This is a genomic window from Tepidamorphus gemmatus (assembly GCF_004346195.1).
GTDB lineage: Bacteria > Pseudomonadota > Alphaproteobacteria > Rhizobiales > Tepidamorphaceae > Tepidamorphus > Tepidamorphus gemmatus.
This window is the reverse complement of sequence record NZ_SMAK01000002.1, coordinates 229005-255353: the sequence shown is the minus strand read 5'-3', so window position 1 is coordinate 255353 and position 26349 is coordinate 229005. Positions and strand designations below refer to the sequence as shown.

The following is a 26349-nucleotide window of genomic DNA, read 5'->3' as shown; positions in this document are numbered from 1 at the left end:
GATCGCCGTCACAGCTGTCAGACTCCCAGATAGCGGTGGGCGACGTGAGGATCGGCGTCGAGGTCGGCCGTCGTCCCGGACCAGACCACGCGGCCCTTCTCCATGATGAAATGCCGGTCGGCGATGCGTTTCAGCGCCGACAGGTTCTTGTCGATGAGCAGGATCGACTGGCCATCGCGCTTCAGGCGCTCGATCACGCTCCAGATCTCCTCGCGGATCAGCGGCGCCAGACCCTCCGTCGCCTCGTCAAGGATCAAGAGCCTCGGATTGGTCATCAGCGCACGCCCGATCGCCAGCATCTGCTGCTCGCCACCCGACAGCGACGAACCGCGCTGCGACTGCCGCTCACCAAGCCGCGGGAACAGACCGAAGACGCGGTCGAGCGTCCACGGGTCCGGCCGCCGGGACCGATTCGCGGCGGTCGCGACCAGGTTCTCGCGCACGCTGAGGGTGGGAAAGATCTGCCGTCCCTCCGGCACCAGGCCGATGCCGAGCCGACCGATGCGGTAGGACTTCCAGCCGGCAACATCGGTCCCCTCGAAGACGACGCGGCCACGACGCGGCGGCGTCAGCCCGAGGATCGAGCGTACCGTGGTGGTCTTGCCCATCCCGTTGCGCCCCATCAGCGTCACCACCTCGCCGACGCCGAGTTCGAGATCGACGCCGAACAGCACCTGGCTGTGGCCGTAGAAGGTCTCGACGCCGGACAGGCGCAGCATCACGCAGCCTCCTCGCCGAGATAGGCCTCGCGCACTGCAGGATCGGCCCGGATCTCTGCGGGGCGGCCGCTGGCGATCGCCCGGCCGTAGACCAGTACCGTCACGCGGTCCGCGAGCGCGAACACGGCGTCCATGTCGTGCTCGATCAGCAGCATCGTGACCTTGCCGCGCAGGCCGGACAGTACCTCGATCACGAAGGCGCTCTCGTCGGGCCCCATTCCCGCCATCGGCTCGTCGAGCAGCACCAGGCGGGGCTTCAGGGCCATCGCCATGGCGAGCTCGAGACGCCGCTGCTGGCCGTGTGACAGGGCCCGCGCCGGCCGGTCGGCCTGATCCGCGAGCCGGACGGTCTCGAGTGCCGCCAGCGCCTCGACATTGAGCGAGGCATCGCGCGCCACCGGCCGGAAGAAATGGAAGCTGTGGCCGGTACGCGACTGTGCGGCCAGCGCGACATTGGCCAGAACCGAGAAATCCGGGAAGATCGAAGTGATCTGGAACGATCGAACCAGCCCCAGATGCGGCCGCCGGTAGCCTGGCACGGCGGTTATGTCCATGCCGTCGAACAGGATGCGCCCGGAGTCGGGAGTCATTTCCCCCGACAGCTGATTGATGAGCGTCGTCTTCCCGGCGCCATTGGGCCCGATCAGGGCGTGGATCTCGCCCTCCGTGACCTCGAGGTCGAGCCCGTCGGTCGCCCGCAACGCGCCGAACGACTTGCAAAGGGCCTCCACCTTCAGCAGCGGCGCCTCAATGGCCATCGCCGTTCCTCCGGGGAAACAGCATGCCGTAGATGCCGCGCCGGGCGAACAGGACGAACACGATCAGCATCGGCCCAAACACCACGCGCCAATGATCCTTGAGCAGTTCGAAGCCCATGTCGCCGAACACGACCGGCAGGAACTCCTCGATGGCAAGAAACGCGCCGGCACCGAGGATCGGGCCGGTCAGCGTGCCGATGCCGCCGAGGATCACCATGATCAGGATGTCGCCGGATTTGGTCCAGTGGAGCATGTCCGGCGATACGAAGCGGGTGTGATTGGCGAGCAGCGCGCCGGCCAGGCCCGCGCCGGCCCCGGCAATGACGAAGGCGACGAGCTTGTAGCGGTAAACCGGAAAGCCGAGCATCACCATCCGCCGCTCGTTCTGTCGGATACCCTGCAGCACCCGCCCGAAACGCGAGGCGACGATTGCCCGGCACAGCAGCACGAATCCCGTCAGCGCGGCCAGCGCCACGAAATAGAAGGTGCGATCGTCGTCGATACCGATCCCGGGCAATTCGCTGCGGCCCGCGAACATGAACAGCCCATCGTCGCCGCCATATCGCTGCAGGGACACGAACAGGAAGAACAGCATCTGCGCAAAGGCCAGCGTGATCATGATGAAGTAGACGCCTGACGTTCGCAGCGACAGGGCGCCGATGGCGAGAGCGGCCAAGGCCGAGACGAGGATCGCGAGCGGCCAGACCAACGGCGCGTAGGTGGTGCCCGGCAGGCCCAACAGGTCCGATCCGTCATAGGCGTGAAAGGACAGGATCGCGACCACATAGGCGCCGACGCCGAGATATGCGGCATGGCCGAAACTGACCAGACCGCAATAGCCGAGGATCAGATCCAGGCTGACGGCGGCGATCGCCAGGATCAGGATTCGGGTCAGCGTCGAGGTCATGTAGGCGTTGCCCGTCGCCTCGGCGAGGAACGGGAAGGCGATCAGCAGGATGAGGCCCCCGATCAGCAACGGCCGTTCCCAGGACGCCGGCATGTCAGCGCACCGCCACGGGAAACAGCCCGCTCGGCCGCATCACCAGCACGACGGCCATCAGCAGGTAGACCATCATCGAGGCAAGCCCTGCACCCACCCCGTCCGCTTCGGCCGGGGGCATGAACAGCTTCAGCATGTCGGGCACGAAGGCGCGGCCCAGGGTATCGACAACGCCGACCAGCACCGCGCCGACCAGCGCGCCGCGGATCGACCCGATGCCGCCGATGACGATCACCACGAAGGCGAGGATGAGGATCTGTTCGCCCATGCCGACCTGAACGGATACGAGCGGACCGGCCATCGCGCCCGCGAACCCCGCGAAGACGGCACCGGCCGCGAACAGGGCGGTGTAGAGCAGGGCGATGTCGACGCCGAGCGCGCCGACCATCTCCCGGTTCGTCGATCCTGCGCGGATCAGCATTCCGATCCGGGTCCGCGCGATGATCAGCCACATCAGGAGCGCCACCAGAACGCCGGCGACGATGATCGCGATCCGGTAGACCGGGTAGGGGACGCCGGGAATGATCTCGATCGAACCGCTCAGAGCCGGCGGAACATTCAGGAACAGGGGAGTGCGCCCCCAGACCATCGTGACCGCCTCGTTGATGAACAGGATCAGCCCGAATGTCGCCAGCACCTGGTCGAGATGATCGCGCGGATAGAGCCGGCGGATGACGATCACCTCGATCAGGATGCCCGCCAGAGCGGTTGCGGGCAGCGCGGCCAGGAGGCCGAGGGCGAATGACCCCGTCATCCGCGTGACCGTCGCCGCGACATAGGCGCCAATCATGAACAGCGATCCGTGGGCGAGATTGATGACGCCCATGATGCCGAAGATGAGGGTCAACCCCGCCGCGACGAGGAACAGGAAGATGCCGAGTTGCAACCCGTTGAGGGTCTGCTCGATGAACAGCAGCATGGGTCGGCGTCTCCCCCCGGAACGTCCCCGTCTCGACCGGACGCGGACGGCCGCCACGGGCCGCCCGCGCGCCTCGGAGCGTCGGTCAGTTCATCGCGCACTGATCGGCATAGGCATCGACCAGATCCTCGGCGATCACGCCGGTGGTCACCAGGTGGAGCTTGCCGTCATCGCCCTTCTCGACCTTGATCGAGTACCAGGTGTTGATCGGATGGTTGTTCTTGCCGAACTTGAAGTCGCCGCGGGTCGACTCGAAGTCGCCGGCCTTGATGCCCGCCCGGAAAGCGTCCTTGTCGGCCTTGATCTTGCCGCCCGAGGCCTTGAGGCCCGCGGCGATCGCCTTGGCGGTGTCGTAGCCCTGCGCGGCATACGGCGTGGGTTCGCGGCCATACTTTGCCCGGAAGCCCTCGACGAAGCGCTTGTTCACGGCGTTGTCGAGGTCGATGTTCCAGTGGCTCGAGGTCGCGACCCCGATCGAGCCGTCGCCGACCGCCTCCATGATGCGTTGCTCGAGGCTCGGCGCCGAGACGATCAGCGGGATGGAGTCCTTGAGGCCTGCCTGGTCATACTGCTTCATGAAGTTGATCCCCATGCCGCCGGGCAGGAAGTAGAACACCATCTCCGGGTTGGCGGCACGGATCTTGGCGATCTCGGCAGCATAATCGGTCTGGCCAAGCTGGGTATAGATCTCGTCGACGATCTGGCCCTTGAAGTAGCGCTTGAAGCCGGCGATGGCATCCTTGCCAGCCTGATAGTTGGGAGCGAGCACGACGGCCGACTTCTTGCCCGCCTTTTCCGCAGCGATGCCGGCGGCCTCGTGCAGGTTGTCGTTCTGCCAGGAGATGACGAAATAGTCCTCGTGGCACTTCTCGCCGGCAAAGGTTGACGGCGCCGCGTTCGGCGACACGTAGAACAGGCCCGCCCCGAGCGCCATCGGCGCGACAACCGGCGCGATATTGGAGAAGATGACGCCGGTTATCAGCTCGACACCATCGCGCTTGATCATGCGGTCGGCGATCTGCTGGGCGGTCTCCGGCTTCAGGCCATCGTCCTCGACGATCAGCGAGACGTCCGCACCGCCGAGCTTGCCGCCCTCCTCGTCCATCGCCAGCAGGAAGCCATCGCGAACGTCCTCGCCGAGATAGCCCGCAGGGCCGGACAGGGTGGTGATCATGCCGATCTTGACCGGATCGGCCATTGCCGGCGCGGTGGCGACGGCCACTCCGAAGCCGATCGCGGCGAGCGAGAGTCGTACTGCCATCTTGCATGCTCCCATTGGTCTTATGCTGTACCCCTGGCGACGGCTGCGCGCCGACGCCGATTTTATTTTAGGCTTAAACTGTCGCGGTTCGGGCACCGCTGTCAATTGTTGCGGTGGCCTCGATTCCGAAGAACGCTGCCGCATTCAAGCCGAGTATCTTGCGCCGATCCTCCGTGGTCAGTCCCTCCGCGGTCCGCACCAGCCTGCCCATGGACTGCTCGCCGAGCGGGAAGGGATAGTCGGTGCCGAACATTATCCGGTCCGCGCCCATCACGTCGACCAGCAGCTTGAGCGAGCGCGGGTCGAAGACGGCCGAATCCACGAAGAAGCGGTCGAGATAGGCCGACGGTGGCCTTGGACAGTCCTTGCGCACCAGATCGCGATGATGCCAGGCGTTGTCGGCGCGCCCCAGCAGATAGGCGAAGCTTCCGCCGCCATGCACGAAGCACAGTTTGAGTGAGCGCGGCAGCCGCTCGAAGGCCCCCGACAGGATCAGCGACAGAATCGACAGCTGTGTCTCGGCCGGCATCGCTACCAGCCATTGCAGCATCCAGCGCGACATCCGCTGGCCGCCGAACATGTCCCAGGGATGCACCAGCACCGGCGCACCGATCGCCGCGCAATGGCTGAGGAAGGTGATCAGGCCCTCGTCGTCGAGATCGCGGTCGCCGACATGGTTGCCGATCTGGACGCCGAGATGCCCGTCGTCGATCGCCCGCTCGACCTCGCGGCAGGCGAGGTCGGTATCCTGCAGCGGCACCTGCGCCAGGGCGGCCAGCCGCCGCGGCGCGCAGGCGACGAGTTCGAGCGCGGCATCGTTGAACATCCGCGCGCAGTCGGCGGCCTCCTGCGGCTTGCGCATGTAGCCGAACAGCACCGGCGTGGCGCAGAAGATCTGCAGGTCGATGCCATCGCGATCCATCTCTTCGATCCGCTTGTCGGCGTCCCAGCAGGCCGAATACACCGGGCGGAACTCGCGGTCGCCGACCATCACCATCGCGCGGCCGTCGCCCAGATGTTTTATCCACGGCCAGTCCGGCGTGCCGAACCGCTCGGCCAGATCGGGCCACTCCCGCGGCAAGAAGTGGCTGTGCATGTCAATGACGGTCATGGGGTGGCCTGTCGTGACTGCACCGGTAGCGGACCTGCGACTGCGTCATCCCGGCCATCTCACAACGACGGGCCGGGATCGTGGCGGCTTTGTCGCTCGCTCCCTCCCGAGCCCGGGGCGCGACAGTGCCCTCCGCGATGAGGGAGTGGCGAAGCGGCGACCACCACGTCAGATCTCCGCCCAGCCCTCGGGCGGCGTCTTGCCGGGATGGATCGCGCCGCAGTTCGGGCAGGTGCGTGCCGCCTCGTCGGCGTAGAAGGCCTCGTAGAGCGGCGGCAGGTCCTTGACGATGTCCTTGACCTCGACCTCGACGCGGTGGACGAGCGCGCCGCACGCGAAGCAGTACCACTCGAAGCCGTCCTTCATGTCGGGAGTGCGGGGGCTTTCCACCACGAGGCCGATCGACCCGGTCTGCGGACGCTGCGGCGAATGGCGGAAATGCGCGGGCAGCATGAACACCTCGCCCTCGCGGATCGGCACGTCATAGATCCGCCCGCCCTCGGCGACCTTCAGGATCATGTCCCCCTTGAGCTGGTAGAAGAACTCCTCGACCGGGTCATCGTGGAAGTCGGTCCGGCGGTTCGGCCCGCCGACGATCATCACGATCATGTTGGTCTTGTTGTCGAACAGGTGCTTGTTGCCGACCGGCGGCTTCAGCAGATGCTCGTTCTCCCGGATCCAGGCTTGGAAATTGAAGGGTTTCAGCGCGGGATGCACGTTCATGGCTCGTCCCTCGTGGCAGGTGGGGCGGGATGCGGGCGCGGCTTGTAGGCTGTAGCCTTGAGCTCGACCAGCAGGTTGGGATGGGCGAGCTGGTGGACGGCAACCGTCGCCCGCGACGGGCCCGAATAGTCGAAATACTCGGCGTAGGCTTCGTTGAAGCCGCCGAAGTCGTTCATGCTGACCAAATAGGCGGTGATCTCGACGATGTCCTCGAGCCCGGCCCCCTCGGCGGCGAGGATGTCGCGGATGTTCTCGATCACCGCACGTGTCTGTACGCGGATGTCGAGCCGGCGGGTGCCCATCTCGTCCTCCTCGGCGCCCGCAATGGAATTGTCGGGCCGCCGGGCGGTGGTTCCCGAGACGAACAGGAAATCACCGGCCCGCTTGACATGCGGATAGCGGCCGCGGGGCCGGGGTTTGCCAGGTATCAGACGTCCGGCGGATGCCTCGCTCATGACCGTTGCCGATATCTGCGCTGGGCGGCCGCCGGCACTCGTCCGACAGGGCCGACCGAGCGAAAGGATGACACCGACCGATATGCCGGAACAGTGAATTTACTCGATCTGGATATTCATTCCATGAATATCACGTCACCACGCCGTTCCTCCCGGATCGCGGCGGCGACCGCCCGCAGCTCATCCAGCATCGCGGCCGCGGCGGGACTGGTCGGCCCGGTCGCGCGCAGGCTGACGCCAACTGGCCCGGACGCCTGCCACAGCTGCAGCGGGAGCCGCACCAGCCGCCCGTCGAGCAGGTCGCGGCGAACGACCTGATGCGGCCAGACGGAGATCGCGTCGGTCTCCATGGCGAGGTGGCGGTTGGTCAGCACGGAGACGGATTCGATACGGGCTGCCGGGGGCTCCAGACCCTCGTCGTGAAAGGCCTTCTCGAGCTGCCGGCGCAGGGTCGTTTCCGGCCGTGGCAGGATGAAGTCCCACGCGAGCGTATCCTTCAGCGTCAGGTCCGGTCGGCCGAGGATCGGATGCCCGGGCCGGACCGTGAGGCAGGTGATCTCGTCATAGAGAATCTCCTGACGCAGCGCCGTGCGCTCCCGGAATTCCGACAGTCGTCCGACGACCAGATCGAGCTGGCCGATCCGCAATGCAGGCATCAGCACGTCGTTGGTGCCCTCGACCACCTGCACCGAAACTCCTGGCCGGGTCCGCCGCAACCGCGCGATTGCCTCGGGCAGGAGCCGGGCCGATGCGGCCAGCAGCGAGCCGACACAAACGCGCCCGCCGCGTCCTTCCTTGAGATCGCTGACTTCCTCGGCGGCGTGGCGCAGCTCTGCCAGCACCAGACGGGCGCGCCGGCACACCGCCTCGCCGATGGCCGTCGGCACGACGCCCCGGTTGGTGCGCGTGAACAAGGCCGCCCCGAGAACCTGTTCGGCCTCCTTCAGTGCCTTTGTCGCGGTCGGTTGCGTGACATTGAGACTCTGGGCTGCGAGCCGTATCGACCCGTGATCGGCGATGGCAGCGATCACGCGGAGCTGGCGAAGCGAGATCCGGCTGGCGAGGTCACGGGAGGATGCACCCATGCCTCGCTCTTTAATTGCGTCAGCATGGGTTCGCAATCATGTTTTCGCCTGTCGGAAGTTCTGCCGCTACATCGTCGCGGCAAAGCACTCGGCGAAACTGTTGCTGTTCAGTCGAAGCAGCTCGAAATAGAGGTCAGGTCCCGGTTCGAGCTCGGCCCCCAGGGGATCGAGCGTGCCGGTCCGAGCCGCCGTTCCTTCCACGATGACATCGACGAGCCTCGGCGGGAACTGCGGTTCGGCGAAGATGCAGAGCCGCTCGAACCGGCCGATCGTCGCGCGCAGCTCGCCGAGACGCCGCGCGCTCGGCTGTTGCTCCGGGTTCACGGTGATCGCACCCTGGCCATTCAGGCCGAACCGGGCGTCGAAGTACCGGAAGGCCTCATGCATCGTCAGATAGGGGACGTCCCGATAGGGCGACAGCCGCGCCGCAATGTCGTGTTCGAGCTCGTGCAGGCGCTCGATCAGCGCCTCCGCGTTGGCATGGTAGCTGTCTGCATGTTCCGGATCCGCCTCGGCGAGCGTCGCGGCAATGCGCCGGACCATCGCGATCGCATTGCGCGGGTCGAGCCACACATGCGGATCCGCCCCCTCGTGACGATGGTCCGAATGCACCGCATCGCCGTGGGCGTGTCCCTCGTCATGCTCGTGCGCATGGTCGTCGTCATGGTCATGCCCGTGGCTGTGGCCGTGCCCGCCGTGGTCGTGGTGCCCCGCCTCGTCGCCGTCGGCGTCGTCATACGTCATAACGGTCAGGCCAGGGCTCTCGATCAGCGCGACACTTCGCGCGTTGGCCCCGAGATTGGCGATCGGCTGGGCCAGAAACGTTTCCAGTTCCTCTCCGATCCAGAACACGATCGAGGCGCGCGACAGGGCGGCTGCCTCCGACGGTTTCATGGCGTAGGTGTGGGGCGAATCGGCCCCGGCGACGAGCAGGGAGGGTTTGCCGAGGTCGCCCATCACCGCGGCGACGAGCGAGTGCACCGGCTTGATCGAGGCAACGACCTCAGGCCCATCGGCATTTGCTGCCGGCGCCAAGGCGGCGATCAGCAAGGCAGGAAGGATCAATCGGGCGTGTCGACGGGGCATGTGAAACTCCGGATGCGGCCAGCACGGGATGATGTTATAGTATTGCATATGTTACTGTATAACAACCCATGATCCAGTCCGGCCGCCCGGTGTCCGCGCAACTCCGCATGAACAGCCCCCTGCCACATGGCCCGCTCGTCGCCTGCCGGAATCTCGGCGTCAGGCGGGATTCCCGTTGGCTCGTCCGTGGCGTCGATCTGGAGGTCGGCACGGGCGAGATCGTTTCGATCGTCGGTCCCAATGGCGGCGGCAAGACGACCCTCATCAAGGCTCTCATCGGTATCGAGCGAATCAATGCCGGTAGCGTTGAGCGGCGGCCGGGCCTGCGGATCGGTTATGTGCCGCAACGTCTCGCCATCGACCGGACCATGCCGCTCACCGTGTCGCGCCTGATGACGCTGGTCCGCCGCGCCAGCCCGGAAGCCGTCTCGGCCGCGCTCGCCCGGACCGGGGTAGACCACCTGACCGGAAGGCCGGTACAGGTGCTGTCGGGGGGGGAGATGCAGCGCGTACTGATCGCACGGGCGTTGCTCGGCTCTCCGGACCTGCTCGTCCTCGACGAACCGGTGCAGAGTGTCGACTTCTCCGGTCAGCTCGATCTCTACCAGCTGATCGCCGGGCTGCGCGACAGCCTCGGCTGCGGTGTGCTGATGGTCAGCCACGATCTCCACGTCGTCATGCGCGCGACCGACCGCGTGCTCTGTCTTGCCGGTCACGTGTGCTGTACCGGCGTGCCGCGCGACGTCTCGCGCAACCCCGAATATCTGCGGATGTTCGGACCGGGGGCTGCTGACGCGCTGGCGGTCTATCCGCACAGCCACGATCATCGCCACGATCCGTCCGGCGCCGTGATCGAGGCTGATCGGCACCGCCATCACCACCACGACCATGACGGCCGCCACGCCGACGACGGTCCGACTTCGGCCGGCGATCGCGCGGCGGCACCTGACCGACCGGCAAGGGAGCGGCTTGATGCTGGATGACTTCTTCCTGCGCGCGATGCTCGCCGGCATCGGCGTCGCGCTGGTCGCCTGTCCGCTCGGGTGCTTCATCGTCTGGCGACGCATGGCCTATTTCGGCGACACCACTGCTCATGCTGCGCTGCTCGGCGTCGCGCTCGGCATTGCGCTCGGCGCTGGTCCGACGGCCGGCGTCTTTGCGGTGACGCTCCTCGTCGCACTCCTGCTCGTTGGACTGTTGCGTGCTGTCAGGGTCGCGGCCGATACGCTGCTCGGCATCCTCTCGCATGCGGCACTATCGATCGGCCTCGTCGTTATCGGTTTTATGACCTGGGTCAGGATCGACCTCATGGGCTACCTGTTCGGAGACGTCCTGGCGGTCGGACCCGCCGATGTTTACACGATCGGCATCGGAGCCGTGGCCGTGCTTGCGGTGCTGACGGCCGTCTGGCGGCCGCTGGTGGCGGCCACAGTCGATCGGGATCTCGCACGTGCGGAGGGCGTCAATGTCGGCTTCGTCGAGATTGTCTATGTCGTGCTGCTCGCCGTGGTCGTCGCGATTGCCATGAAGATCGTCGGGATCCTGCTGGTCACATCGCTGCTGATCATTCCGGCCGCTGCCAGCCGGGCGTTCGCCGCGACGCCGGAGCGCATGGCGGTCGGCGCCGCGGCGATCGGGGTTCTGGCGGTCGTTGCGGGGCTGAATGCCTCGTGGATCGCCGACACGCCGGCCGGTCCCTCCATCGTGACCGCGGCGTTCGCCCTGTTCCTGATCTCGCTCGTAGCCGCCGGCCTGCGCGACGGTCTGCGCCGCCGCGCGGCCGGTTGACCCGGACCGCCGTGGCGGGCAAGGACGGTTCTCCCGTACATCTGGAGCCGCCGATGGTCTCGCGTCGCCTGCGCATCATGGGTCTGGTTCTGGCGGGCTGTACAGCCGCGGCCACCAGCCTGCACTGCGAGCCTCTGCGTATCCAGGTCTTCGACGGGCCCGACTCGGTCGCCATGACTGGCCTCAAGGCATTCGCCGACGATCTTCGCGCGGCATCTGGCAGCGAAATCGACATCGAGATCGTCGCCCCGGCGCGCCTGGCGGCGCCCGACCAGACATTCGATGCGATGGCATCCGGCCTTCTCGACGGACATTATGCCTCGCCGGCCTATTTCGCAGCGAGAGACCCGGCATTCGCTCTCCTCGGCGACACGCTGGCGCTCTATCCCGATGCCGACACGCGCGACCGCTGGATCAGCGAGGGCGGCGGCCTGGAGCTCGGGCGCGAGATCTATGCCCGGCACGGCGCCCGCCTGGTGACCTTCGTCCACTGGCCGGAGGAGTGGCTGGTGATGATCCGTCCGGCCAGCATTCTGGCCGATCTCGCCGGCCGCCGGATCAGGGCTTCGCGCGGTCCTGTCGGCGATCTGCTCGATCGCGCCGGCGTCACACTCGTCCAGCTCGGCGGCCGCGACACCGTGCAGGCGCTCGAGGCCGGGCGCATCGACGGCGCCGACTGGTCGACGCTCGCCGCCAATCTTGCTGCCGGCCTGTATCGCGAGGGTCGGTTCGCGGTGCGGGCGGGGCATTCCATGCCGCTCCTCGACCTGACCGTCTCGGCCTCGACCTGGGAGCGCCTGTCGCCTGCCGCGCGCGATCTGTTCGAGCGCAAGGCGGCCGAGTTCGCCGTCCGCCAGCGGCAGGGGTTCCGGGCTGCGGAGGTTGCCGCCCGCAGCGAGGTTGCTCGTCGCGGCGCCGTCCTCCTGGAGATGTCGAAAGCCTCGCGCGAACGGTTGCGTCGGCTCTCGCTGTCGGTGTTCGACGCGTGGGCAACCCGTTCAGCCGATGCTGCCGCGGTGGCCGCCAGCCATCGCGCCTTCCTTGAGCGTCTGGGACTGGTCGAAGCCTCGGCTACGCCCAACACGGGCTCAGACTGATGCACCCTGTCCGGATCCGTCCCGGCGTCCCTGATCGACATAGAGCAGGCGCGCCTGAGCATTGGCCTTGAAACGATTGGCTGCGCACCAGCGCGCGAAGTCCCTGGGATCGATGACCGCGCGGACGGCCTGGAGACCGTTCTCCCGGAGCCTCTGTTCCAGGGTCTCGGCCTTGTAGCGCCATCTGTCGTAGGACCGCGGCATATGCCCGGCATCCGTCATGATCGCCAGGATGCGTTCGTAATCGCGTCGCCGATACCAGGGTATGCCGACGGGGCCGGCCGCGTCGCGCGACATCTGAAGGGTTCCATCCAAGCTCACCGCGCCGCAAATTTGGACATTGGTTGCCGGCTTACGCAACGCCTGTTTGCCAGACCTGTGCAGAACCGGTGGATAACCGCTGGAATCGGCCGAGCGCAAATTGCCGATGGCGCTTGATTCCCGACCGGGCAGAGGGTCTAACCGGGACCACCCGCCAAGGAGTTCCCATGCCAGCGCCGCTCATCGCCCCCTCGATCCTGACCGCCGATTTCGCCCGGCTGGGCGAGGAGGTCCGCGACCTCGTCGCGGCCGGCGCCGACTGGATCCACGTCGACGTGATGGACGGGCACTTCGTACCGAACATCACCTTCGGTCCACTCGCGGTCAAGGCGCTGCGGCCAGTCACCGACCGCACGCTGGACGTTCATCTGATGATCGCCCCGGTCGATCCCTATCTGGCCGCCTTCGCCGACGCCGGTGCCGACATCATCACGATCCACGCCGAGGCCGGTCCGCACCTCGAGCGCTCGCTGCGTGCAATCCGCGATCTCGGCTGCCGGGCAGGAGTGTCGCTCAATCCCGCCACCCACGAAAGCGCGCTCGACTATGTGATCGACTCGGTCGACCTGGTACTGGTGATGACCGTCAATCCCGGCTTCGGCGGCCAGTCGTTCCTGCCCGCGATGCTGCCCAAGATCCGGCGGATCCGCGAGATGATCGGCGATCGCGACATCCGCCTCGAGGTCGATGGCGGTGTGTCGCCGGAGACCGCCGGAGCGGTCGTGGCAGCCGGCGCCGACGTGCTCGTTGCGGGGTCGGCTGTCCTGCGCGGGCAGGGAATCGCCAGCTACCGGGCCAATATCGAGGCCATCCGCCGCGCCGCTGCGGCCGGTTAGCCCGCGGTGGATGTCCGGCGCGCCCTGATCGCGTCGAGAGGGGCGGTGGCGAGCACCACACCGGCCATCACCAGGATGAAGCCGGCCGCGTGATAGGCGTGGAATGACTCGCCGAGAAAGATCGCTGCGAACGAAACGCCATAGACCGGGAGGAAGTAGAGGAATACCGAGGTGATTGACGGCCCGACGATCTTGACGCCGTACTGGTAGGCCAGGAACGGCAGGACGGATGACAGTACGGCGAGGCCGAGAATGCTCGTCCACGCAGCGGCGGAGGTCGGCAGCCGGCCAGTGCCGACGAGTTCGTATGCCATGAAGGGCAGGAGCATCAGCGCCCCTGCCGACGAGATCGCAAAGAACAGCGGCACCGTCGGCAGCGTCCGGAATACCGGCCGCTTGAGAATCACGGAATAGACGGCCCAGGCAAAGGCGGCGAGCGCGATTCCGAGATCGCCTATGTTGAGCTCGAGCGCCAGCAGGCGGGCAAGCTCGCCGCGCAGCACGATCATCACAACGCCCAGCACCGCGAGCACGATGCCGACGACCTGACGCAGCACGATCTTCTGGCCGCGAAAGATTGCCTCGAGCAGGAGCACGAACACCGGCGAGGAGGTATAGATCAACGTGCCGTTGGTCGCCGTAGTCGACGTCAGCGACAGATAGACTCCACCGCCACAGACGACCATGCCGAGGAAACCGAGGAGGGCAATCAGCCGCCATTGCTCAAGCAGCGCCGCCCGGTGCAGGCGTATGCCCCGCCAGGCGAAGGGCAGCAGGATCAGGCTCGCCAGTACCCAGCGCCAGAAGGCCAGCGTCCACGGCTCGACCGTGGCAACCGCCGCGCGCCCGATGACGATGTTGGTTGAGAAGAACATCGGCATAAGGACGAGAACGAGATAGGCACGGGCGCGGTCCGACACGAAGGTATCCCGGTTGGAGCATGGCTTGCTGGCACGGTTCGGCCGCCAGTGTGGGCCACCCTCGCGGCACGGGTCAGCCCGAACCGCTCATGATGGCCATGCTTCTATTGCATGACGAGCTGCTGCCCCTGGCTCGGGACGGCACGGCAATCGACGCCGCGCCCGACCAGCACCGCACAGAGCTGCACCGCATCGGCAGCGTTCTGGAACGGCCCAGCCAGCAGGCGAAGCCTGAGGCCGCCATCCTGCTCGGCAATGGCGACCGCCGGCTCGAGCCCGCCGATCAGCGGACGGTTCTCCCGCGAAAGGCGCCGCCACAGCTCGCGAATCTCGCTCATCGTCACGCCCGAACCGATCTCGACGGCGAAGCGGGTGCGCGAGATTTCCGTCGGCACGCTGCGCGCGTCCGGATGCGCCAGACTGACCAGCTCCTCGTGGATATCGCTCTGCGACGGGGCGGCGGCCGGATCATCCGATCTCGTGTCGAGCGGCAGCGACTGGAAGCCTACCCGGACATCTGCTGCGGGCGTGCGTGCACCGGGTTCCTCCGGCGCCGACGGCCCGCGCGCGGCAGGATCGGCGGCAGGCGCAGCGGGAGCTGGCACCGATCCCGCGGACGCGCCCGCTGACTCCCGCGCTGCGTCGGGAAGCGAGCCGGTCAACGGACCGATCTCGGATTCCAGCGCCGCAATCTTGATCTGCAGCGCTTCCTTCTCGAGAGCCAGCAGCCGCGTCTCCGAGCGCAGACGGGTGATCTCGGTCGTCATTCGGGTGATTTCGGCCTCGAGGTCGCGCGCGCTCACCGCCACGCGCGGCTCGAACAGCATGGCGACGCGCGCGCGCCCGGTCTCGCTCGTTGCGGAATGGATGAGCGCCGCGACGGAGGCGGCTGCCATTGCCCCCCAGATCGCGGTGATGCGGAAGCTGCGGCCCCGGCCGGGCCGTCGCTGCGGCTTGTCCGGTTTGGGTTGAGCCTGTCCCATGAGCCCCTCGAATCGTTAACTAGAGATACGCGATTCTCCTCGTTGTCCGTCGCCAACTCGTTAACGATCCGCTAACCATAGGCCAGCGCCACGGAGCCGTCAGATGAGGTCCCGACCCTGCCATTTCGTCGTGCTCGCCGCCGGCGAGGGCACCCGGATGAAGTCGTCTCTGCCAAAGGTCATGCATGCGGTGGCCGGCCTGCCGATGCTCGGCCATGTCGTTGACGCCGTGCGACGCTACGACCCCGCGGCAAGCCTCGCGGTTGTCGTCGGGCCGCAGATGTCCACCGTCGAGGCGCTCGTCCGCGAGAGGTGCCCGCAGGCGACGCTCCACCTGCAGACCGAACGCCGGGGAACCGCGCACGCCGTCCTGGCAGCGCGCACGAGCATCCCGACCGATCGCGACGTCATCGTCCTCTACGGGGACGCGCCGCTGATCCTGCCGGACAGCCTCGATCGCCTCCGCCGGCTCGTCGCAGACGGGGCTGACCTTGCGGTGCTCGGGTTCGACGCCGCCGACCCGACCGGGTACGGCCGGCTGATCCTCGACAGCGACAGGCTTGTCGCGATCCGCGAACACCGTGATGCTTCGGATGAGGAAAAGCGGATAACTTTCTGCAATTCCGGGATAATGGCGTTCCGTGCGGGCCTGCTGCCGGGGTTGCTCGATGCGATCGGAACCGCGAATGCGCAGGGCGAGCACTATCTCACCGACGCTGTCGAGCTCGCCGTCGCGCGCGGCCTGACGACGGTGGCAGCCCGCGCCGCCGAGGACGAGGTTCAGGGAGTCAACACGCGCGCCCAGCTCGCGGCCGTCGAGGCCGTCATGCAGGACCGGCTGCGCGCCGCGGCGATGGCCGGTGGGGCCACGCTGATCGCCCCGCAGACGGTGTTCCTCTGCGTTGATACCGAGATCGGGCGGGATGTGGTCATCGAGCCGCACGTGGTGTTCGGTCCACGCGTCAGGGTGGCGGACGGGGCGACGATCCGGGCCTTCTCGCATCTTGAGGGGGCGAGCGTCGGATCTGGCGCGATCGTCGGCCCGTTCGCCCGGCTGCGTCCCGGCGCCTCGATCGCCGAGGGAGCCCATATCGGCAACTTCGTCGAGATCAAGGCGTCTGATATCGGCCCCGGTGCGAAGGTCAATCATCTGACCTATATCGGCGATGCGTCGGTCGGCGCGCGCGCGAACATCGGGGCGGGCACCATCACCTGCAACTACGACGGTTACGGCAAGTACCGCACGACGATCGGCGAGGGCGCCTTCATCGGCTCGAACAGCGCGCTGGTGGCCCCGGTCACCATCGGCGACCGCGCCTATGTCGCATCGGGAAGCGTCGTGACCGAGAACGTTGCCCCGGATGCTCTCGCGATTGCCCGCGGGCGCCAGTCCGAGAAGCCGGGCTGGGCCGCCGCCTTCCGCAAGCGCAGGTCCGGCGCAGGGGACAAGCCGGGCGGAAGCGGCAGCTGAGCCGTCACGACCGTGACACCTGAAGGGTCACAGTCGGCAATGAACTGTGAACTGCCGGCTACCCGGGGACAGGTTATCTAGCTGGCTCGGGGAACCGCCACGGAGGTCTGAGACGCATGTGCGGCATCGTGGGCATTCTCGGCAAGCAGCCGGTGGCATTCGATATCGTCGAGGCGTTGCGACGGCTCGAGTACCGAGGGTACGACTCTGCGGGCGTCGCAACGCTCGAGGCAGGACATCTCGAGCGCCGGCGCGCGGAGGGCAAGCTGCGCAACCTGGAGGCACGCCTTCGCGCAAGTCCACTCGCCGGACACAGCGGAATCGGCCACACCCGCTGGGCGACCCACGGCGCGCCGACGGAGGACAACGCCCATCCCCATGCGACCGACCGCGTCGCCATCGTCCACAATGGCATCATCGAGAACTTTCGCGAGCTGAAGCAGGAGCTTGCCGCCGACGGGGTCGCCTTCGCCACGCAGACCGATACCGAAATCGTCGCGCATCTGCTGACCAGGGAACTCAAGTCCGGCAGGACCCCGGCCGATGCCGTCAGGGCGACCCTCGGCCGACTTCAGGGCGCCTTCGCGCTCGCCATCCTGTTCGAGGGCGAGGACGACCTCATGATCGGCGCCCGACGCGGCAGCCCGCTGGCGGTCGGCCATGGCGACGGCGAGATGTATCTGGGCTCCGATGCCATCGCACTGGCGCCGTTCACCGACCGCGTCACCTATCTGGAGGACGGCGACTGGGTGGTATTGTCGCGGGGCGGGGTGCAGATATTCGATGCTGCCGGCAACCGGGTTACCCGGCCGATATCCCGCTCGCTCGCCTCCTCGCTGCTGGTCGACAAGGGCAACCACCGCCATTTCATGGCCAAGGAGATCTACGAGCAGCCCGAGGTCCTCAGTCACACGCTGGCGCACTACATCGACATGGCGAGCGGCACGATCAGGCTTCCCGAGGCCGTTCCGGCCGATCTTGCCGCCCTCAAGCGTGTCACCGTCTCCGCCTGTGGGACCGCCTATCTGGCTGGGCTCGTCGGCAAGTACTGGATGGAGAAGTACGCCCGGCTGCCCGTCGACATAGATGTCGCCTCGGAATTCCGGTATCGCGAAGTGCCACTCGATCCGGGAGGGCTCGCGCTCTTCATCTCGCAGTCCGGGGAAACCGCCGATACGCTTGCCTCGCTGCGCTATTGCGCCCAGAACGGGCAGCGCATCCTCTCCATCGTCAACGTGCAGGAATCCTCGATCGCCAGGGAATCGGATGTCGTCTTTCCGACCCTCGGCGGGCCCGAGATCGGCGTGGCATCAACCAAGGCGTTCACCTGCCAGCTCGCGGTGCTCGCCTGCCTCGCCATCGCCGCCGGACGGCAGCGTGGCGTGCTCGGGGAGGATGACGAACGCAAGCTGGTCCGTTCCCTGATCGAGGTTCCCCGGCTGGTCGGCCAGGCGCTGAAGCTCGAGCCACAGATCGAGGATCTCGCCCGCGACCTGTCGCGTGCCCGCGACGTGCTCTATCTCGGTCGCGGCCTGAACTATCCGATCGCGCTCGAGGGCGCGCTGAAGCTCAAGGAAATCTCCTACATCCACGCGGAAGGCTATGCGGCCGGGGAACTCAAGCACGGGCCGATCGCGCTCGTCGACGAGAACGTCCCCGTGATCGTGGTGGCCCCATCCGACCGGCTGTTCGACAAGACCGTCTCGAACATGCAGGAGGTCGCGGCACGCGGCGGACGTATCATCCTGTTGACCGATGCGGCCGGAGCCGAAGCTGCCGGTGACCAGCCGTTCGCCACCTTGGTGTTGCCCGAGATGTATCAGTTCGTGCAGCCGCTGCTCTACGCGATCCCGGTGCAGCTCATCGCCTATCACACGGCGGTATTCATGGGCACGGACGTGGATCAGCCGCGCAATCTCGCCAAGTCGGTAACCGTCGAGTAGCGATATCGCGCGTCCGACGCGTCCTGTCGCGAGATCGGTCTAACCGAGGCTGACTGTCACCTATATTATGCGGCGAGCGGCGGCGTCAGCCGCTCCGTCAGGGATTCGACTCGCATGAAATCGAACGAGGAAGGTGGGCCCGGCGTCCTCACGCCCGACGCGCCGCCGCCGCGTCGCCTGGGCATCGGCATGCGCCTGCGCAACTATTTTCTCACCGGTCTGGTAATCGCCGCGCCGCTGTCGATCACGATCTATATCACCTGGTCGTTCATCGGCTGGGTGGACGCCTGGGTGAAGCCCTGGATTCCCGAGCGCTACAATCCAGACCACTATCTGCCGTTCACCGTCCCGGGATTCGGCCTGATCGTGGCCGTCCTCGCGTTGATCTTCCTGGGCGCGGCAACGGCCAACCTGTTCGGTCGCACCATTGTCGCCTATGGCGAGATGATGCTCGATCGCATGCCGCTCGTCCGCAGCATCTATCGCGGTCTGAAGCAGATCTTCGAGACGGTTCTCTCGCAGACCGGAAATTCCTTCCAGAAGGTCGGCCTCATCGAATATCCCCGCGCCGGCTTGTGGGCGATCGTGTTCGTGGCAACCGAGACCAAGGGCGAACTGGTCCACAAGGCCGGCGGCGAGGAGACGGACCTGCTCAGCGTCTTCCTGCCGACGACGCCCAACCCAACTTCCGGCTTTCTGTTGTTCGTCCCTCGCAAGGACGTGCAGATTCTCGACATGTCGGTGGAGGACGGCGCCAAGCTGGTCATTTCGGGCGGGCTGGTCGCGCCGCCGCATCCCGTCCCGGCCGCGACGAAGGATCGGCGGCGCACCGATCGCCCGGAACTGTCGAAGTCGCCGCAGGGTGAAAACGGACGCCGCAGTGCGGCGGAATAGGCAGCAGGCCCTGCTATCCTCCCTCGCTATCCTCCCTCGATGTAGCGCATGGCCGTGTCCTTGCGGAACAGGTAGAGCAGGGTGCGCAGCGCCCGGCCGCGCGGACCCTCCAGCCGGGGATCCCGCTCCAGCGCCAGCCGCGCATCGTCGCGGGCCGCCTCGAGCAGGCCGAGATGCACGCCGGTGCGCACGACGCGAAACTCCGGCATGCCGCTCTGGCGGGTGCCCAGCACCTCGCCGCCGCCGCGCAGCCGCAGATCCTCCTCGGCGATGACAAAACCGTCGTCGGTGTCGCGCAGGATGGCGAGTCGGGCGCGGGCCGTCTCGCCGAGCGGCTGGCCATAGAGCAGCAGACAGCTGGACGCCGCCTGCCCACGCCCCACCCGGCCGCGCAGCTGGTGAAGCTGGGCCAGGCCGAACCGTTCGGCATGTTCGACGATCATGATGCTGGCGTCCGGCACATCGACGCCAACCTCGATCACCGTCGTGGCGACCAGGACCCGCGCCTCGCCACTGACGAACCGGCGCATCGCGGCATCCTTCTCCGCCCCGCTCATGCGGCCGTGAACCAACGCGACCCGCTCGCCGAACAGCGCCAGCAGCGACTGGTGCCGCGCCTCCGCCGACGTCACATCCAGATCGTCCGACTCCTCGACCAGCGGGCAGACCCAATAGACCTGGGTCCCCGCCTCGACGGCGCGGCGGACGGCGCCGATCACGTCTTCGAGACGGGAGAGCGGCACGACGCGCGTCTCGATCCGATTGCGGCCGGCGGGTTTCTCGGTCAGCCGCGTGACGTCCATGTCGCCGTAGTGGGTCAGCAGCAGGGTGCGCGGGATCGGCGTCGCCGTCATCACCAGCATGTCAACGCCGTCGCCCTTGGCTGCCAACGCAAGGCGCTGGTGGACGCCGAAGCGGTGCTGCTCGTCGACGACGGCGAGCCCCAGATCGGCGAACGCGACACCGGCCTGGAACAGCGCGTGCGTGCCGACCAGGATGTCGATCTCGCCGGCGGCAAGCGCTGCGAGAATTGGTGCACGTTCCTTGCCCTGCTCGCGGCCGGTGAGGATCGCGACCCGCAGTCCCGCTGCCTCCGCCAGTGGCGCGATCGAGCGGAAGTGCTGGCGTGCGAGCAGCTCCGTCGGGGCCATCAGCGCGGCCTGGGCCCCCGTCTCGGCGACACTGGCCATGGCAATGAGACCGACGACCGTCTTGCCGCTGCCGACATCGCCCTGCAGCAGCCGGAGCATCCGCTCCGGCGCCGCCAGGTCGGCCGCGATCTCCTCGATCGCCAGCCGCTGCGAGGCGGTCAGGCTGTAGGGAAGCGCGGCAGTGAGGCGGGCGACGCACCTGCCGTCCCCGCGACGCGCCTTGCCGCGGACGCGCCGCTGGCGGGCGCGCACGATCGCCAGCGCGAGCTGGCCAGCCAGCAACTCGTCATAGGCAAGCCGGCTCCAGGCCGCCCCGTCTTCCGCGACATCCTCCGGGCGGGCCGGCCGATGCAGCCGTTCCAGCGCCTCGCGAAACCCTGGCCAGCGCTGACGGGCGAGCCAGGTCCGATCCTGCCATTCCTCCAGCGCCGGCACCCGCTCGACCGCCTGCCAGGCCGCCCTGGAAATCACTCGGTTGCCGAGGCCGGCGGTCGCCGGGTAGACCGGCTCCACCAGCGGCAGCTTCGCAAACTCCGCCGCGCTCAGGATGTGGTCCGGATGGACCATCTGCGGAAAACCGTTGAACTCCTCGACGCGCCCGCTCACCCAGCGTGTCTCGCCCGGCGGCAGCATCCGCTCGATCCATTTGCGGTTGGCATTGAAGAACACCAGGGTCAGTTCACCGGTTGCGTCCTGGCAGACGACCCGGTAGGGCGCGCGCTCGCGCCCGTGCGGTGGCGGACGATGGCGGGCAACGACGACTTCGAGCGTCGCGATGGTTCCCGGCTCGAGCCGGTCGACGGTTGGCCGCTGGCGGCGGTCGACGAGGCCACCGGGCAGATGCCATAGAAGATCGACGACAAGCGGCTCGCCGCCATCTTCATCTCCCCCGAGCAGCCGACCGAACAGCCCCGACAGGCGCGGACCTATGCCGTTCAGGCTGGACACCGGCGCGAACAGAGGGTTGAGCAGGGCGGGCCGCATGGCGCGAAAGTGTCCCAGCCCATCCGATTAGGCAACGGGTGGGCCGCGGCGCTGGCCGGCGCCGTTTCCGCGCGCTATACCCTGCGGCGCCATGAACATGAGGGACTGCAACGTGACCACACCTGCGGACCGCGACAGCACGCCGGCTGACGAGTCGCGCCGCCGCAAGCTCGGCTTCCGCTGCTGGCATCGCGGCACGCGCGAGATGGATCTCCTGCTGGGCCGGTTCGCCGATGCGAATCTCGCCGCAATGAGCGACGCGGAGGTCGCCGAGCTCGAACGTCTGGTCGAGGCTCCGGATCCGGAACTGTTCGGCTGGATCGCCGGCACCAGGCCCGTCCCCGCCAACTATGACACACCGATGCTGGCCGCCATCAGGGATTTCCATCGCCGGCACCCGGTCTCCGGCGCGATTTGATCACCGTGACCAACTCCGCCCTGGCCCGCACGCGCCTGTTCTCGCCTGCCGTCCTCGAACGGTCGGGCAGGATCACGCTCACCCATGTGCCTGAAGGCTTCGACGCCGTCGTCGCAACCGACATCGCGCGCGCCCGCGCGACGTCGGGCATCGCGCTCGTCTGCATCCTTCGCGATGCCCAGCGGCTGGCCGATTTCCTTCGCGCCGCCCGCTTCTTCGCGCCCGACGTCGAAGTGCTCGAATTCCCGGCTTGGGATTGCCTGCCTTATGACCGTGTCTCACCCAATCCCGAGATTGTCGCCCGCCGCCTCGCCGCGCTGACCCGCATCGCGCATCCTGGCGAACCCCGCCCGACGATCCTCGCCACCACGGTCAACGCTGCGACCCAGCGGGTGCCGAGCCGCGCCTGGATCGCCGCGTCGGGCTGGTCGCTGCGGCCGGGCGCTCGCGCCGACATGGAGGCGATCGTCGCCTGGCTCGTACGCGACGGGTTCGAGCGGACGGGAACGGTGCGCGAGACCGGCGAATTCGCGGTACGTGGCGGCATTCTCGATCTGTTTCCACCGGGCCGGGAGCTGCCGATCCGGCTCGATTTCTTCGGCGACACGCTCGAATCTGTGCGCAGCTTCGACCCCGAGACCCAACGCACCGTCCATCAGGAGCACGACCTGTCGCTCATCCCGATGAGCGAGCTCAGCCTCGACGATGCGGCGATCCGGCGATTCCGGACAGCCTATGTCGCCCGCTTCGGCGTGCCCTCGGGCGACGATCCGCTCTATGCGGCAGTCAGCGAGGGCAGGCGCCATCAGGGCATGGAGCACTGGCTGCCGCTGTTTCACGACCGGCTCGAAACCCTGTTCGATCATGCCGGCGCCGCACCGGTGCTGCTCGATGCGCTGGCCGGCGAGGCGCGCGTCGAACGCATGACCCAGGTCGCCGACTATCACGCCGCCCGGGTTGAGGCCCTCGAGATGAGCTCGGGCGACGCCGCGCCCTACAAGCCGCTCGACCCGGACGCGCTCTATCTGTCCGAGACGGACTGGTCGGAGGCGCTCGCGGCGCGTGCGGTCGCCGCGCTGACGCCATTCGACGTTCCGGCGACCGAGGCAAGCGGTCCGGTCTTCGATCTGGGCGCACGCGAGGGCCGCAACTTCGCGCCGGAGCGGACCGATGCAGCCGCGAGCCTGTTCGATGCGGCGGCTGCCCACGCGCAGCAGATCGTCAGGTCGGGCCGCCGCCTCGTCGTCGCCTGCTGGAGCGAAGGCTCCCGCGACCGCATGGGCGACATGCTCGCCGACCACGGACTGACGGGGATCCGGACCGTCGCCGACTGGCCCCAGGCACAGTCTCTGCCAGGGGACAGCGTCGCGTTGACCGTGCTTGGCATCGAGCGCGGGTTCGAGGCGCCGTCCTTCGTCGTGATGGGCGAGCAGGACGTGCTCGGCGACCGCTTCGTGAGACCCAAGCGCAAGGGCAGACGCACCGCCGACTTCCTGACCGAGCTGACCAGCCTGTCTCCTGGCGACTACGTGGTGCATGTCGACCACGGCATCGGCCGCTTCGTCGGGCTGAAGACGATCACGGCCGCTGGCGCGCCGCATGAGTGCGTCGAGATCCACTATGCCGGCGGCGACAAGCTGTTCCTGCCGGTCGAGAACATCGAGCTGTTGTCGCGCTACGGCTCCGAGGACGCCCCGGCGCAGCTCGACAAGCTCGGCGGACATGGCTGGCAGGCCCGCAAGGCGAAACTGAAGGAGCGCCTGCGCGAGATGGCGAATGCGCTGATCCGCATCGCCGCCGCCCGGACCATGCGCGACGCGCCGGTCCTGACGCCGCCTCACGGCGCCTTCGAGGAATTCTGCGCACGGTTTCCCTACGAGGAGACGGAGGACCAGGAAGCGGCGATCCGCGCGGTGCTGGACGATCTCGCCGCCGGCCGCCCAATGGACCGACTGGTGTGCGGCGATGTCGGGTTCGGCAAGACCGAGGTGGCGCTGCGTGCAGCCTTCGTCGCCGCGATGTCCGGCCGGCAGGTTGCAGTGGTGGTGCCGACGACGTTGCTCGCCCGCCAGCACTACAAGACCTTCGTCGAACGGTTCCGCGGCTTCCCGGTCAAGATCGGCCAGGCATCACGTCTCGTAAGCGCAAGGGAACTTGCCGAGGTGAAGAAGGGGCTGGCCTCCGGCGATCTCGACATCGTGATCGGCACCCATGCCCTGCTCGGCAAGACGATCAGGTTCCGCGATCTGGCCCTGCTGATCGTCGACGAGGAGCAGCATTTCGGTGTCGCCCACAAGGAACGCCTGAAGGAGCTGCGGGCCGAGGTGCATGTGCTGACACTGACCGCCACGCCGATCCCGCGCACCTTGCAGCTCGCCCTGACCGGCATCAGGGAGCTTTCAATCATCGCGACGCCCCCCATCGACAGGCTTGCCGTTCGAACGTTCGTCACTCCATTCGACGGAGTCGTGCTGCGCGAGGCGATCCTCCGCGAGCACTATCGCGGCGGCCGGACCTTCTTCGTCTGCCCGCGCATCGCCGATCTGGAGGACATGGCATCATTTCTCAGGGATCAGGTACCGGAGGTGAAATTCGCCATCGCGCACGGACAGATGCCGCCGACCCAGCTCGACGACCTGATGGGCGCCTTCTACGATGGCCGTTACGATGTGCTGCTGTCGACGGCAATCGTCGAATCCGGCCTCGACGTGCCGACCGCGAACACGCTGATCGTCCATCGCGCCGACATGTTCGGCCTCGCCCAGCTTTACCAGTTGCGGGGCAGGGTCGGTCGCTCCAAGGCGCGCGCCTATGCCTATTTCGCGGTTCCCGCCCGCAGGAAGCTGACCGCCGGCGCCGAGAAGCGGCTCAAGGTTCTCCAGTCGCTCGACACGCTCGGCGCCGGATTCATGCTCGCCAGCCACGACCTCGACATCCGCGGGGCGGGCAATCTGCTCGGTGAGGAGCAGTCCGGCCACATCAAGGAGGTCGGTTACGAACTCTATCAGGCGATGCTCGAGGAGGCGGTCGCCAGCCTGAAGGAGGGCGGCGAGCCGGCCGAGGGCCAGTGGTCCCCCCAGATCACGCTCGGCACCGCCGTGCTTATCCCCGAGCACTACGTGCCCGATCTCGACGTCCGCCTCGGCCTCTACCGGCGGCTGTCGCAGATCGAGAACGAACTGGAGATCGAGGCGTTCGCGGCCGAACTGGCCGACCGTTTCGGGCGGCTGCCGGTCGAGGCGGAGCAGCTTCTCGACGTGGTGCGCGTCAAGCTCCTGTGCCGCGAAGCGGGAATCGACAAGCTCGACGCCGGACCCAAGGGGCTGGTGTTCGGGCTCAGGGGCAACCGCTTCGCCAATCCGCAAGGGCTGGTCAGCTTCATCGCCGATGAAGGGCACCGGGCGAAGATCCGTCCCGACCACACCATCGTGCTGCTGCGCGATTGGGCGACGCCCGAGGATCGCCTGCGTGGCACCACGCACCTGCTTCGCCGCATCGCCGCGATCGCCGCGGAAGCGCGCAACGCGGCGTGACTTCGAGGCGAGTGAGTTCGAGGCGAGGTCGCCGGCGATACGCAAACCCGGACCGCCCCCGCGTCATCCCGGACGGCCGCAAGGCCGATCCGGGATCGGGAGGGCAGGGCCGCAGACCGGAGGCGCGGCACGATCCTGGCGCCCGCATCGCTCGGCCGGGACGATGGCGACGCGAACTCCTCAAGAGGTCAGGCGACCCGCGCCTGTTCGCGGAGGGCGCGGTCGATCGACTCGACCAGAACCTCCGGGGGGTGCGCACCCATGACGCCGAAGCGATCGGCAAAGATGAAGCACGGCACGCCGGTGACGCCGATCTTGCGCGCCGTGACGACCTCCCGCTCGACCAGCTCGATGTCCGCGTCTCCTGCGAGAAGCTCCGCCACCAGGTCGCCATCCATGCCGCAGTCCCGGGCAATGCCCGCCAGCGATGTCGGGGTCTCGATGTCGCCGCCCTCGACGAAGTAGCTTCGGAACAGGCGCTCCACCACGGCCTCCTGGCACCCGGCGGTGCCTGCCCAGCGGATCAGCCGGTGCGAATTGATGGTGTTGGGTGTGCGGGTGATGCGGTCGAACGCAAAGTCGATACCGTCCTGCGCAGCCGCTGCGCGAAGACGGTCGTGGATCTCCGCCACCCGCTGCGCCCCGCCGAACTTGGCCGCGAGATACTCCGCACGCGCCACGCCGCCCGGCGGAATCGTCGGATCGAGCTGATAGGGACGCCAGCGGATGTCCAACTTGGCGTCCGGACGCATGGCCAACGCCCTCTCCAGCCGCCGCTTGCCAATGTAGCACCAGGGGCAAATCGTGTCGGAAATGATGTCGAGCGTTATCGTGGCCATGGGCTTCGACTCCGGCGGCAGGCTCACCCCCGATCCAGTATGGCGGAAGCAGGC

24 protein-coding genes are annotated in these 26349 nt (G+C 67.4%); 9 read left to right on the top strand and 15 right to left on the bottom strand.

From position 1 onward, the window contains the following. Positions 1–17 precede the first annotated feature (17 nt). From EDC22_RS04070 to EDC22_RS04025, 10 genes are all read right to left on the bottom strand, one after another. Positions 18–719 carry an ABC transporter ATP-binding protein gene (locus tag EDC22_RS04070; RefSeq protein WP_132805331.1) on the bottom strand — a complete coding sequence of 234 codons (702 nt, stop codon included), beginning with the start codon at positions 717–719 and terminating at the stop codon, positions 18–20. Further along, positions 719–1471, bottom strand: coding sequence for an ABC transporter ATP-binding protein (locus EDC22_RS04065; protein ID WP_207903704.1), 753 nt, complete (start codon positions 1469–1471; stop codon positions 719–721). The genes EDC22_RS04070 and EDC22_RS04065 overlap by 1 nt, the downstream gene beginning before the upstream one ends. Further along, positions 1467–2477, bottom strand: coding sequence for a branched-chain amino acid ABC transporter permease (locus tag EDC22_RS04060; protein WP_132805329.1), 1011 nt, complete (start codon positions 2475–2477; stop codon positions 1467–1469). The genes EDC22_RS04065 and EDC22_RS04060 overlap by 5 nt, the downstream gene beginning before the upstream one ends. Position 2478: 1 nt before the next feature. Next, positions 2479–3396 (bottom strand): branched-chain amino acid ABC transporter permease, encoded by a 918-nt coding sequence (locus tag EDC22_RS04055; RefSeq protein ID WP_132805328.1) that lies wholly within the window; start codon positions 3394–3396, stop codon positions 2479–2481. An 85-nt stretch (positions 3397–3481) separates the two neighbouring features. Beyond that, positions 3482–4657, bottom strand: a complete 1176-nt coding sequence (locus EDC22_RS04050) for an ABC transporter substrate-binding protein (protein ID WP_132805327.1) — start codon at positions 4655–4657, stop codon at positions 3482–3484. 73 nt (positions 4658–4730) lie between these two features. Then, positions 4731–5768, bottom strand: coding sequence for an amidohydrolase family protein (locus EDC22_RS04045; RefSeq protein ID WP_132805326.1), 1038 nt, complete (start codon positions 5766–5768; stop codon positions 4731–4733). A 168-nt stretch (positions 5769–5936) separates the two neighbouring features. Continuing rightward, on the bottom strand, positions 5937–6491 hold the full coding sequence (locus EDC22_RS04040) for a 3-hydroxyanthranilate 3,4-dioxygenase (protein ID WP_132805325.1): 555 nt from the start codon (positions 6489–6491) through the stop codon (positions 5937–5939). Continuing rightward, on the bottom strand, positions 6488–6946 hold the full coding sequence (locus EDC22_RS04035) for a RidA family protein (protein WP_132805324.1): 459 nt from the start codon (positions 6944–6946) through the stop codon (positions 6488–6490). Before EDC22_RS04035 ends, EDC22_RS04040 begins: the two co-directional genes overlap by 4 nt. Positions 6947–7062: 116 nt before the next feature. Beyond that, complete coding sequence (locus EDC22_RS04030) at positions 7063–8031, bottom strand: LysR substrate-binding domain-containing protein (RefSeq protein ID WP_132805323.1); 969 nt, start codon at positions 8029–8031, stop codon at positions 7063–7065. Between the two features lie 66 nt (positions 8032–8097). Beyond that, positions 8098–9117 carry a zinc ABC transporter substrate-binding protein gene (locus EDC22_RS04025; RefSeq protein ID WP_132805322.1) on the bottom strand — a complete coding sequence of 340 codons (1020 nt, stop codon included), beginning with the start codon at positions 9115–9117 and terminating at the stop codon, positions 8098–8100. 107 nt (positions 9118–9224) lie between these two features. On the opposite strand from EDC22_RS04025, the gene EDC22_RS04020 reads away from it, so the two are divergent. Genes EDC22_RS04020 through dctP form a run of 3 tightly spaced genes read left to right on the top strand, consistent with a single transcriptional unit; the run spans position 9225 to position 12002 of the window. Further along, a complete protein-coding gene (locus EDC22_RS04020; RefSeq protein ID WP_132805321.1) occupies positions 9225–10100 on the top strand; it encodes an ATP-binding cassette domain-containing protein in 876 nt (291 codons plus the stop codon). Next, positions 10090–10905 (top strand): metal ABC transporter permease, encoded by an 816-nt coding sequence (locus EDC22_RS04015; protein WP_132805320.1) that lies wholly within the window; start codon positions 10090–10092, stop codon positions 10903–10905. Before EDC22_RS04020 ends, EDC22_RS04015 begins: the two co-directional genes overlap by 11 nt. 53 nt (positions 10906–10958) lie before the next feature. Beyond that, on the top strand, positions 10959–12002 hold the full coding sequence (gene dctP / locus EDC22_RS04010; RefSeq protein ID WP_132805319.1) for a TRAP transporter substrate-binding protein DctP: 1044 nt from the start codon (positions 10959–10961) through the stop codon (positions 12000–12002). Here dctP and EDC22_RS04005 read toward each other — a convergent pair. Then, the gene (locus EDC22_RS04005; protein WP_132805318.1) at positions 11994–12299 is read right to left on the bottom strand and encodes a hypothetical protein; all 306 of its coding nucleotides are present in this window, start codon (positions 12297–12299) and stop codon (positions 11994–11996) included. The genes dctP and EDC22_RS04005 overlap by 9 nt on opposite strands. Before the next feature lie 191 nt (positions 12300–12490). Here EDC22_RS04005 and rpe point away from each other — a divergent pair, with 191 nt between their 5' ends. Further along, a complete protein-coding gene (gene rpe / locus EDC22_RS04000) occupies positions 12491–13159 on the top strand; it encodes a ribulose-phosphate 3-epimerase (RefSeq protein ID WP_132805317.1) in 669 nt (222 codons plus the stop codon). Here rpe and EDC22_RS03995 read toward each other — a convergent pair. After that, positions 13156–14079, bottom strand: a complete 924-nt coding sequence (locus tag EDC22_RS03995; RefSeq protein ID WP_132805316.1) for a DMT family transporter — start codon at positions 14077–14079, stop codon at positions 13156–13158. The genes rpe and EDC22_RS03995 overlap by 4 nt on opposite strands. 104 nt (positions 14080–14183) lie before the next feature. Continuing rightward, a complete protein-coding gene (locus EDC22_RS03990) occupies positions 14184–15062 on the bottom strand; it encodes an SPOR domain-containing protein (RefSeq protein WP_132805315.1) in 879 nt (292 codons plus the stop codon). A gap of 103 nt (positions 15063–15165) precedes the next feature. On the opposite strand from EDC22_RS03990, the gene glmU reads away from it, so the two are divergent. The 3 genes from glmU (at position 15166) to EDC22_RS03975 (ending at position 19370) form a co-directional block, all read left to right on the top strand. Beyond that, positions 15166–16533: a bifunctional UDP-N-acetylglucosamine diphosphorylase/glucosamine-1-phosphate N-acetyltransferase GlmU gene (glmU, locus tag EDC22_RS03985; RefSeq protein ID WP_132805314.1), complete on the top strand. Its 1368-nt coding sequence runs from the start codon at positions 15166–15168 to the stop codon at positions 16531–16533. Between the two features lie 116 nt (positions 16534–16649). Next, on the top strand, positions 16650–18476 hold the full coding sequence (glmS, locus tag EDC22_RS03980; protein WP_132805313.1) for a glutamine--fructose-6-phosphate transaminase (isomerizing): 1827 nt from the start codon (positions 16650–16652) through the stop codon (positions 18474–18476). Between the two features lie 189 nt (positions 18477–18665). After that, on the top strand, positions 18666–19370 hold the full coding sequence (locus EDC22_RS03975) for a DUF502 domain-containing protein (protein WP_132805595.1): 705 nt from the start codon (positions 18666–18668) through the stop codon (positions 19368–19370). A gap of 26 nt (positions 19371–19396) precedes the next feature. Here EDC22_RS03975 and recG read toward each other — a convergent pair whose 3' ends face one another. Then, positions 19397–21505, bottom strand: coding sequence for an ATP-dependent DNA helicase RecG (recG, locus tag EDC22_RS03970; protein ID WP_132805312.1), 2109 nt, complete (start codon positions 21503–21505; stop codon positions 19397–19399). A 112-nt stretch (positions 21506–21617) separates the two neighbouring features. Here recG and EDC22_RS03965 point away from each other — a divergent pair, with 112 nt between their 5' ends. Both EDC22_RS03965 and mfd read left to right on the top strand, forming a co-directional pair. Next, on the top strand, positions 21618–21923 hold the full coding sequence (locus tag EDC22_RS03965) for an FAD assembly factor SdhE (RefSeq protein ID WP_245499622.1): 306 nt from the start codon (positions 21618–21620) through the stop codon (positions 21921–21923). Positions 21924–21928: 5 nt separating this feature from the next. After that, positions 21929–25456: a transcription-repair coupling factor gene (mfd, locus tag EDC22_RS03960; RefSeq protein ID WP_425385507.1), complete on the top strand. Its 3528-nt coding sequence runs from the start codon at positions 21929–21931 to the stop codon at positions 25454–25456. 188 nt (positions 25457–25644) lie between these two features. On the opposite strand, the gene EDC22_RS03955 is transcribed toward mfd, so the two are convergent. Next, a complete protein-coding gene (locus tag EDC22_RS03955; RefSeq protein WP_132805310.1) occupies positions 25645–26295 on the bottom strand; it encodes a DsbA family oxidoreductase in 651 nt (216 codons plus the stop codon). Positions 26296–26349 lie beyond the last annotated feature (54 nt).